This window comes from Streptomyces sp. NPDC051105 (assembly GCF_040682795.1).
GTDB lineage: Bacteria > Actinomycetota > Actinomycetes > Streptomycetales > Streptomycetaceae > Streptomyces.
This window is the reverse complement of the sequence record NZ_JBFBBR010000022.1, coordinates 130211-137695: the sequence shown is the minus strand read 5'-3', so window position 1 is coordinate 137695 and position 7485 is coordinate 130211. Positions and strand designations below refer to the sequence as shown.

At 70.1% G+C, this 7485-nt stretch carries 7 protein-coding genes and 4 pseudogenes; 3 read left to right on the top strand and 8 right to left on the bottom strand.

What is annotated here, in order from left to right; all coding sequences use genetic code 11:
• Nucleotides 1–442 precede the first annotated feature (442 nt).
• Nucleotides 443–712 (top strand): hypothetical protein, encoded by a 270-nt coding sequence (locus tag AB0N16_RS37785; protein ID WP_365804878.1) that lies wholly within the window; start codon nucleotides 443–445, stop codon nucleotides 710–712.
• 204 nt (nucleotides 713–916) lie between these two features.
• Nucleotides 917–1269: pseudogene (locus AB0N16_RS37780) on the top strand (IS110 family transposase); the annotation flags it as partial.
• Between the two features lie 11 nt (nucleotides 1270–1280).
• Here the strand turns inward: AB0N16_RS37780 and AB0N16_RS37775 are convergent.
• From AB0N16_RS37775 to AB0N16_RS37765, 3 genes are all read right to left on the bottom strand, one after another.
• The gene (locus AB0N16_RS37775; RefSeq protein WP_365804876.1) at nucleotides 1281–1964 is read right to left on the bottom strand and encodes a DUF6766 family protein; all 684 of its coding nucleotides are present in this window, start codon (nucleotides 1962–1964) and stop codon (nucleotides 1281–1283) included.
• Nucleotides 1965–2051: 87 nt separating this feature from the next.
• A complete protein-coding gene (locus tag AB0N16_RS37770; protein WP_365804874.1) occupies nucleotides 2052–2459 on the bottom strand; it encodes a hypothetical protein in 408 nt (135 codons plus the stop codon).
• A 319-nt stretch (nucleotides 2460–2778) separates the two neighbouring features.
• Nucleotides 2779–3000 (bottom strand): DUF6480 family protein, encoded by a 222-nt coding sequence (locus AB0N16_RS37765; RefSeq protein WP_365804872.1) that lies wholly within the window; start codon nucleotides 2998–3000, stop codon nucleotides 2779–2781.
• Nucleotides 3001–3159: 159 nt separating this feature from the next.
• On the opposite strand from AB0N16_RS37765, the pseudogene AB0N16_RS37760 reads away from it, so the two are divergent.
• Nucleotides 3160–3421: pseudogene (locus AB0N16_RS37760) on the top strand (SpoIIE family protein phosphatase); the annotation flags it as partial.
• Nucleotides 3422–3675: 254 nt separating this feature from the next.
• Here AB0N16_RS37760 and AB0N16_RS37755 read toward each other — a convergent pair.
• The 5 genes and pseudogenes from AB0N16_RS37755 to AB0N16_RS37735 all read right to left on the bottom strand — a co-directional run.
• A pseudogene (locus AB0N16_RS37755) lies at nucleotides 3676–4301 on the bottom strand (CoA transferase subunit B); the annotation flags it as partial.
• Nucleotides 4298–4555: pseudogene (locus AB0N16_RS37750) on the bottom strand (CoA-transferase); the annotation flags it as partial. The pseudogenes AB0N16_RS37755 and AB0N16_RS37750, both read right to left, overlap by 4 nt.
• A 171-nt stretch (nucleotides 4556–4726) precedes the next feature.
• Nucleotides 4727–5458 (bottom strand): SDR family oxidoreductase, encoded by a 732-nt coding sequence (locus AB0N16_RS37745; protein ID WP_365804896.1) that lies wholly within the window; start codon nucleotides 5456–5458, stop codon nucleotides 4727–4729.
• A gap of 14 nt (nucleotides 5459–5472) precedes the next feature.
• Complete coding sequence (locus AB0N16_RS37740) at nucleotides 5473–6444, bottom strand: fumarylacetoacetate hydrolase family protein (protein ID WP_365804870.1); 972 nt, start codon at nucleotides 6442–6444, stop codon at nucleotides 5473–5475.
• Between the two features lie 102 nt (nucleotides 6445–6546).
• Nucleotides 6547–7485: a VOC family protein gene (locus tag AB0N16_RS37735; RefSeq protein ID WP_365804868.1), complete on the bottom strand. Its 939-nt coding sequence runs from the start codon at nucleotides 7483–7485 to the stop codon at nucleotides 6547–6549.

The following is a 7485-nucleotide window of genomic DNA, read 5'->3' as shown; positions in this document are numbered from 1 at the left end:
TCCGCCCGGTAAACGTCCGGTCCCCCGGCATCCGCACAGCCTCTCGCCGCAGCCGAGGGCCCGCCCGGCCCACGCAGTCCAAAACACGCCGGGCCGCCGTCCGCCGTGTCCTCAGGCGGAGGCAAGACCCGCGACCGCGCGGTGCGCAGGGGGCGGGTCAGCCGACGAGGCCCGCTGCCGGCCGGACAGGAACACCTGTCGATCGGTCACGCCCACGCCTGCGCCGAGATGACCCTCGTCGACTCCCCGGGCGAGGTGGTCACCGAGGCGGGCCGGGTCGGGGAGATCTACCTGCGCAGCCCGGCGCTGTTCACCGGCTACTGGAACGACCCCGAGGCCATGGCCGCGGTGCTGGTGCCCGACCCGGTCGAGCCGCGGCACGGGCAGAAGTGCTCCGCACGGGCCACCTGGCCCGCCTGGGCACGAAGGGCGATCTCGCTTCGTGGGGCAGTCCGACTACCAGGTGCAGATCCGCGGCAACCGGGTGGAACCGGGCGAGATCGAGGGCACCTTGACCCGCCTTCCCGCCGTGACGGCGGCCGCGGCCGCCCTGGTGCCCCGGCCGGGCGACCACATGCTGATGGCGGCCAGCGCCCGGCCCGCCCGCAGGCGGAACTCGACGTCGCGGCCGTCGCGTTCTGCGCGCGCGAACTGCCCCGTTATCTTCTTCGCGGTCCTGCAAGAGGGCCGCTTGCCTCCGGGCCCGGCATGACTGTTGCCCCCTGTCGATCGGATGACCTGGGGGGTGGTGTCACCGGGTCCGAGGGGTGCCGTCGGAGACGCTGATCAGAGGTCCGGCCACTGCCCGGCCCGGCGCAATGCCGGGCAGCTCGTGGGCAGCAGGTCTGCACAACGTGGATGCGCGCGAACGGCCCACCACCGAAGCCGGCACAGCATCGACGCATGTGGGGGCACGGTGATCGACATCGACGAGACGGGCGTCTTCCTCGGCCTGGACGTCGGCAAGAGCAACCACCACGGCCACGGACTCACCCCGGCCGGGAAGAAGGTCTTCGACAAGGCCCTGCCCAACGGCGAACCCCAGCTGCGGGCCGTCTTCGAACCAAGCTCACAGCGAAGTTCGGCACCGTCCTGGTGGTCGTGGACCAGCCCGCCTCCATTGGCGCCCTGCCGCTGACCGTCGCCCGCGACGCCGGCTGCAAGGTCGCCTACCTGCCCGGACTCGCCATGCGCCGGATCGCCGACCTCTACCCCAGTGAGGCCAAGACCGACGCCCGCGACGCGGCCGTCATCGCGGACGCCGCCCGCGCTGGTGGACTTCAGCCCTCGACTCCGGTCGAGGTGTGTGCTGCGCCCACGGGCTTGGACTCGGGGGATCCGCGCTGGCGCAGGTAGACCGAGAGGATGGCCATCGAGGCGACGGCCAGGAGTTCGGACTGCCAGTTCTGCAGGGTGCGGTTCCAGAAGTCGGCGGAGCCGAGGTACTGCGGCCAGGAGACGGGCGCCTGGAGCTGACGCAGGTGTTCCTCGTTGTAGGCGGCCGTACCGGTGATGGACTGGGCCAGCCACGACCACAGGAAAATGGCGCCCATGACGATGCCCAGGGAGCGTGAGTACAGCTTCTGCCGCCATCCCTTGTCGGCAGCCCAGCGGGGTGAGGAGGGGTCGGCGTGGTCGCCGACCTTCTGCTCACGGTCGCTTTCCACCCCGGCCTTGTGCAACTCCTTCGACTCGGGCGAGCCGCGTTGGAGCAGCCAGACGGTGCCGAAGATGTAGAGGGAGAACTGCAGGTATTCCGACTGCCAGTTCTCGGTGACGTCCACGGCGAAGTCCGAGGTCGTGAGGTAGTACAGGAAGCCGATGGGATGGAGCCCGTCGGTGATCAGCTGATCGTTGACATCGGCGTGGCCTGACACGGCCTGGCCGACGAGGGTGAACAGGAAGCCGGTACCGAAGGCCAGGGTCAGGCTGTTGTCCTTCAGGAACCGTGTCAGGCGGCTCATCGCTGCATCAGCCCGATGGCGGTGAAGTAGCTGAGACCGGCGCCGACGGCGAGCAGCAGCAGGGTGAAAAGGGTGCGCATCCTCCGGTCATCCCCCTTTGATCTGGCACTGGTACGGCCGGTGGGGGCGCGGCACGCAGCCTGCCGCGGTGATCTTCCAACCGACCGGGAAGGCTGACAAGAACAGGGTGTCGCCGTTGAGGACCACCCGTGCCTGCTGCCCGTAGACGTCCGCCCCGTGCACTGACACCGCCTGTGGCAGTTGTTCTTCGAACAGTGCTTGGGCGCAGGGCTTCTTCGCGGACTGTTCGACTTCCTGCCTGGTCTCGGGTGCCAGCGCCGCGCAAGCGCGTGCCCCGTCCTTCTGCTGGACGCTCTCCTCGAAGCGCAGGGCGGCACGGGACGCGGACGCTTCCCGTTCGCCGAGCGTGTTGCAGCCGGTCAGGCACACAGCACAGATGGCCGCCAACAGGCCCGTACTCCGCCAGCGCGCCAAGGAAGACCTCCATCCACACGACCGGGGGCTGTCGGACCATGCTGACGGGGTGGCGATCGTCATCGGCGGATGCCGCGCCGTATGCCGCACGAACGCATCACGTTCGGGCTATGCCGTCGGGGTTACGCCCCGGGCTCGCCGCGTTCCGTATGTCCCAAGGCCCCAGGCTGCGCGTCCGGTGGCCTCATTTCCCTGCCGGTAATTTGCGGCAGGCCCCGCGTGCCGTTGGGCCTGCCGGTCGCGCCTGGGGATGCCCGGCCACAGTGGCCTTTCTCGTCGGCGATCTTCACTCGGAGTGGTCGCGGCCGGGCCGGTGACGCTATCCGATCAGGGCCACCGCCATAGCGATGAGGCCGATCGCCACCAGCAGCACCACGCCCATGATCAGAACGAGCGGTACGGCCGCCCATCCCTTGCGCGGCTCAGGCGGCTCCGGATGCGAGATGCCGGAAATGCTCCCCTCGGCGGGTGGAGTTTCACCAGGTGACACCCTGCCGCCTGTCGCGAGTCCCGGGGTTCGGCCCGGCTCAGGAGTCGTCATCACACGGGCTCCTCTCGATTCTCGATTGGCTGTGGCCTGTCGGCCTCGGTCTGCAGGGTCGGCGTTTTTCGCAGTGCACTGTTTGATTCCGCGTTTCCCGCATTTATACGACTAAACGGCAGGAATCCTGCTCAAAAGCGGGATCGCCGTGGGCGCCACGGGGTCGTCATGGGACACGGCATGAGCAAAGCAGTGACGACGACCCGGCTGCGCACCGCGGTGCGCACCCTCGCCGACCTGGGCATGCCTCCCGACGAGCTCCTCGGCCATCTCAACGACCGGGTCGGCGATCTTGGCGAGGACTTCTACGCCACCAGCCTCCACGCCCTCCTCGACCCGGTCCCCCGCGGACGAAAGCCCGCTGGTCCTCTGCACCGGCGGGCTGATCGAATCCGCCACTCGCGACGTCGGCCAGGGACTGCCCCGGCTTCGCCGGACTCTCGCCGGAGCTGCACGGGACCGGGCCTCGGGCAGTACCACTGCCCCGTGGCGCTGTCCGCTGCCGAGTCCGGCACCGGCGGCCTCGCCACCGCCGTACGTCTCCTCGGTATCGCCTCCCTGCTGGTGGCGGCCCTGTTGCTGCCCGTCCTGCGCCAGGTGAAGGACGCGTTGGAGAATCCCCTCCTGACTTCGCCCGGCGTCCCCGAGGTGTCGGCGGGCGGCGATGGCCGCGTCGATGTGCAGCGGGGCGTCGGTGCGAGCGGTGATGTCCTCGACGGTCACACCCGGTGCGGTCTCGACGAGGGCGAGGCCGTGCGGTGTGACATCGAGGACGCCCAGGTCCGTGACGACCGATGCACGCGCCGCTCACCGGTCAACGGCAGCGTGCACTCCTTGAGGATCTTCGGACTGCCGTCCTTGGCGGTGCGCTCCACGAGCACAATGACCCGGCGGGTGCCGTGGACGAGGTCCATCGCGCCGCCCATGCCCTTGACCATCTTGCCGGGGATCATCCAGTTGGCCAGGTCGCCGGCGGCCGAGACCTGCATGGCGCCGAGCACGGCGGTGTCGATGTGGCCGCCGCGGATCATGCCGAAGGAGAGCGCCGAGTCGAAGAGGGAGGCGCCGGGCAGGACGGTGACGGTCTCCTTCCCGGCGTTGATGAGGTCGGGGTCGACCTCGTCCTCGGCGGGATACGGGCCGGTGCCCAGGATCCCGTTCTCCGAGTGCGGGACGACGTGCACGCCGGGCGGGAGATGGTCCGGGATCAGGGTGGGCAGGCCGATACCGAGGTTGACGTAGGAGCCGTCGGTGAGTTCGGCGGCGGCCCGGGCGGCCATCTGTTCACGGGTCCAGCTCATGGTCGTACCGTCCCTCGTGTCGAAAACGCGGAGATCGCAAGACGTTCGAGGTGCTTGTCGGTGGCCTGGTCGGCTGTCAGACGGACCACCCGTTGGACGAAGACGCCCGGCAGGTGGACCTCGTCCGGGGCCAGCTCACCCGGCTCCACCACCTCCTCGACCTCCGCGACCGTCACGCGCCCGGCCATCGGGGCCAACGGGTTGAAGTCGGCGGCGGCACGGCGGAAGACGAGGTTGCCGTGCCGGTCGCCGCGCCGACGACGAGGTTGGCGCCGGTGATGGAGGAGGCCTCCTCGGAGGCGAGGAAGACGGCCGCGTTGACCACCTCGTCGGGGGCCCATGCGGCCCAGGGGGATGTGGCGGGAGCCGACCGTGAGGACGCAACCGCGGCTCGCGACCAGGTACCTTGCCTGCCAGTCGCCTCATCACCCGCCTCCGAGCAGTGCGTCCGAGATGGACTTGACCCCGCCGTGTGCGGTGAGGCCGCCGTCGACCGGGATCTCGGCGCCGGTGATGAAGGAGGCGTCGTCGGAGAGCAGGAACACCACCAGCGGGGTGATCTCGTCCACCGTGCCGGTGCGGCCGAGCGGTGTCTCACGGATGTTCGCCTCGCGGAAGGCGGGTGCGGCGGAGGCGGTCATCTCGGTCTCGATGAAGCCGGGGTGGACGGTGTTCACGCGGATGCCGCGCGGGCCGAGTTCGGCCGTCGCCGCCTTCGACAGGCCCCGCAGAGCCCATTTGCTGGCGGTGTAGGCGACCGGGTAGTGGCCGGTGAGCGCGGCGGTGGAGCCGACGTTCACGATGGACGAGCCGGCCGGCATGAGCGGCGCGAGGTGCTGGACGGCGAGGAGCGGGCCGGTCACGTTGACGGCGTGGACGCGGTCGAAGTCCTCGGGACGCACCTCGCCGAGGCGGGCCCGCCAGGTGATGCCCGCGTTGTTGACCAGGCCGTGGATCCGTCCGTACGACTCCTTCAGCTCGGCGGCGAGTTCGGCCCACTCCTCGTCGCTGGTGACGTCGAGCCGACGGCAGCCGGGGGCCTCGACGACGTCGGTGGCGACGACCCGGGCGCCCTCTCGGGTCAGTGCCTCGGCCTCGGCGGCGCCCTGGCCGCGCGCGGCGCCGGTGACGACGACGACCTTGCCGAGGAGCCTCATGGGGCTGAGATCGGTCACGGCCGCTCCCGGGTACGGCGGCGCGCGGTCGGCAGCGGCACCGGTTCGGCGCCGGCGACCACGGTGTTGGAGACGGTGCCGATGCCCTCGACGGTGAGGGTGACGGTGTCGCCGGGCTTCAGCGGCGCGGGGTCCTGGGTGCCGCGTACGCCCCAGAGCTCGGCCAGGCAGCCACCGTTGCCGCAGGTGCCCGAGCCGAGCACGTCACCGGGGCGTACCCGGGTGCCGCGCGAGGCGTAGGCGGCCATCTCCTCGAAGGTCCAGCTCATATTGGAGAGCAGGTCCGTACCGACGACCTCGCCGTTCACCGAGGCGGTGAGCGCGAGGCGCAGGAAACCGTCCGGGTCCCGGTACTTCTCCAGTTCGTCGGCGGTGACGAGGTACGGTCCGAGGGTGGCGGCCGTGTCCTTGCCCTTGCACGGGCCGAGGCGGACCTGCATCTCGCGGGACTGCAGGTCGCGCGCGGACCAGTCGTTGAGGATCGTGTAGCCGATGATGTGGTCGCGGGCCCGCTCGGGGGTGAGGTCACGGCCCTCCCTGCCGATGACCGCGGCGACCTCCAGCTCGAAGTCGAGGACCTGTGACCCGGGCGGCACCGGCACGTCGTCGTGGGCGCCGACGACCGCGTACGGGTTGGTGAAGTAGAAGGTCGGGGCGTCGTACCAGGCCTCGGGCACTCCGCCGGCGCCGTCCACGGAGCGCCGTACGCCGTCGACGTGTTCCTCGAAGGTCACGAAGTCGCGCACGGTGGGCGGCTGGAGCGGCGGGAGCAGCCGTACCTCGGAGACGTGCGGCCCCGGTGGGACGTCGAGGGTGGCCGCGCCCACGTCGAGCAGCGCGTCGAGCCCGTCGCCGGAGCCGATCAGCTCCGTGAGCGAGCGCTCTCCGGGGACCGGGTGGAGGGTGCCGTCCTCCTCGACGACGGCGACGTTCCGGCGCTGGTGATGTTCGTAACTGGCGAAACGCATGTACGGCTCCGGGCTCCGACGGGCGACTGAAGAAAGGGGCCGGGACACGGCGTGGGAGTGAGGCAGTTGACAGGGCCACAGCGTCCCCGGGACTCGGGGGAATCAGACCGGTGGGGCGACGAAGCAGCCGCGGTCCACGTCGTTGAACGACTCCTTGGCGATCAGCTCGTTCATGGGGTTGGCGGTGCCCCACTGGTCGGTGACCTCGGGCTGGGAGAAGTCGTAGACGTGCGGGTGCCAGGTGTCCTCGTCCAGCACCTCCAGCTCGGTCGTGTACTCGATGGTGTTGCCGTGCGGGTCCAGGAAGTAGGTGAAGGTGTTGTCGCCGGCCAGGTGCCGGCCGGGACCCCAGACCTTCTTGAACCCGGCGCGGATGACCCGGCCGGAGCCGCGCATGTACTCGTCCAGGCCGCGCATCTCGAAGGAGACGTGGTGCAGTGCGGTGTGCGGGCCCTGGGCGATGGCCATGGAGTGGTGCTGGTCGCTGATGCGCATGAAGTGCATCGCCTCGCCCATTCTCGGGTGCATGAGGGTGTCGGAGAGCCGGAACCCGAGGTGGGTCTCGTACCACTGCCGGGTGCGGTTCAGGTCCGGGGAGTTGAGGACTACGTGCGACAGCTTGACCGGGATGGCCTCCTTCTCCTCGATCTTCCGATGCCGGCGTACGTCGACGTCGGCGGAGACCTCGATGGTGCGGCCGTCGACGTCGAAGAAGCGGATGCCGTAGCCGCCGCCAGGGGTGTCGAGCTTGCCGGGCTGCGAGATCAGCCGCACTCCCCCGGCGAGCAGCCGTTCGGCGAGCGTGTCCACGTCGGAGGCGCTCGCAGCGCCGTAGGAGACCAGGTCGAGGCGCTTCTCCTGGGCCTTGCGCAGTCGGACGACGTACTGCTCGGGGCTGCCCTCGGCAGCCAGGAAGGAGACGCCGGAGTCCTCGGCGGTCTTCGTCAGGCCCCAGACGCCGGAGTAGAAGTCGAGCTGCTTGTCGTAGTCGGGCACGGCGAGGTCGACGTGCCGCAGGTGGGTGAGCAGGCGGTCGCTCAT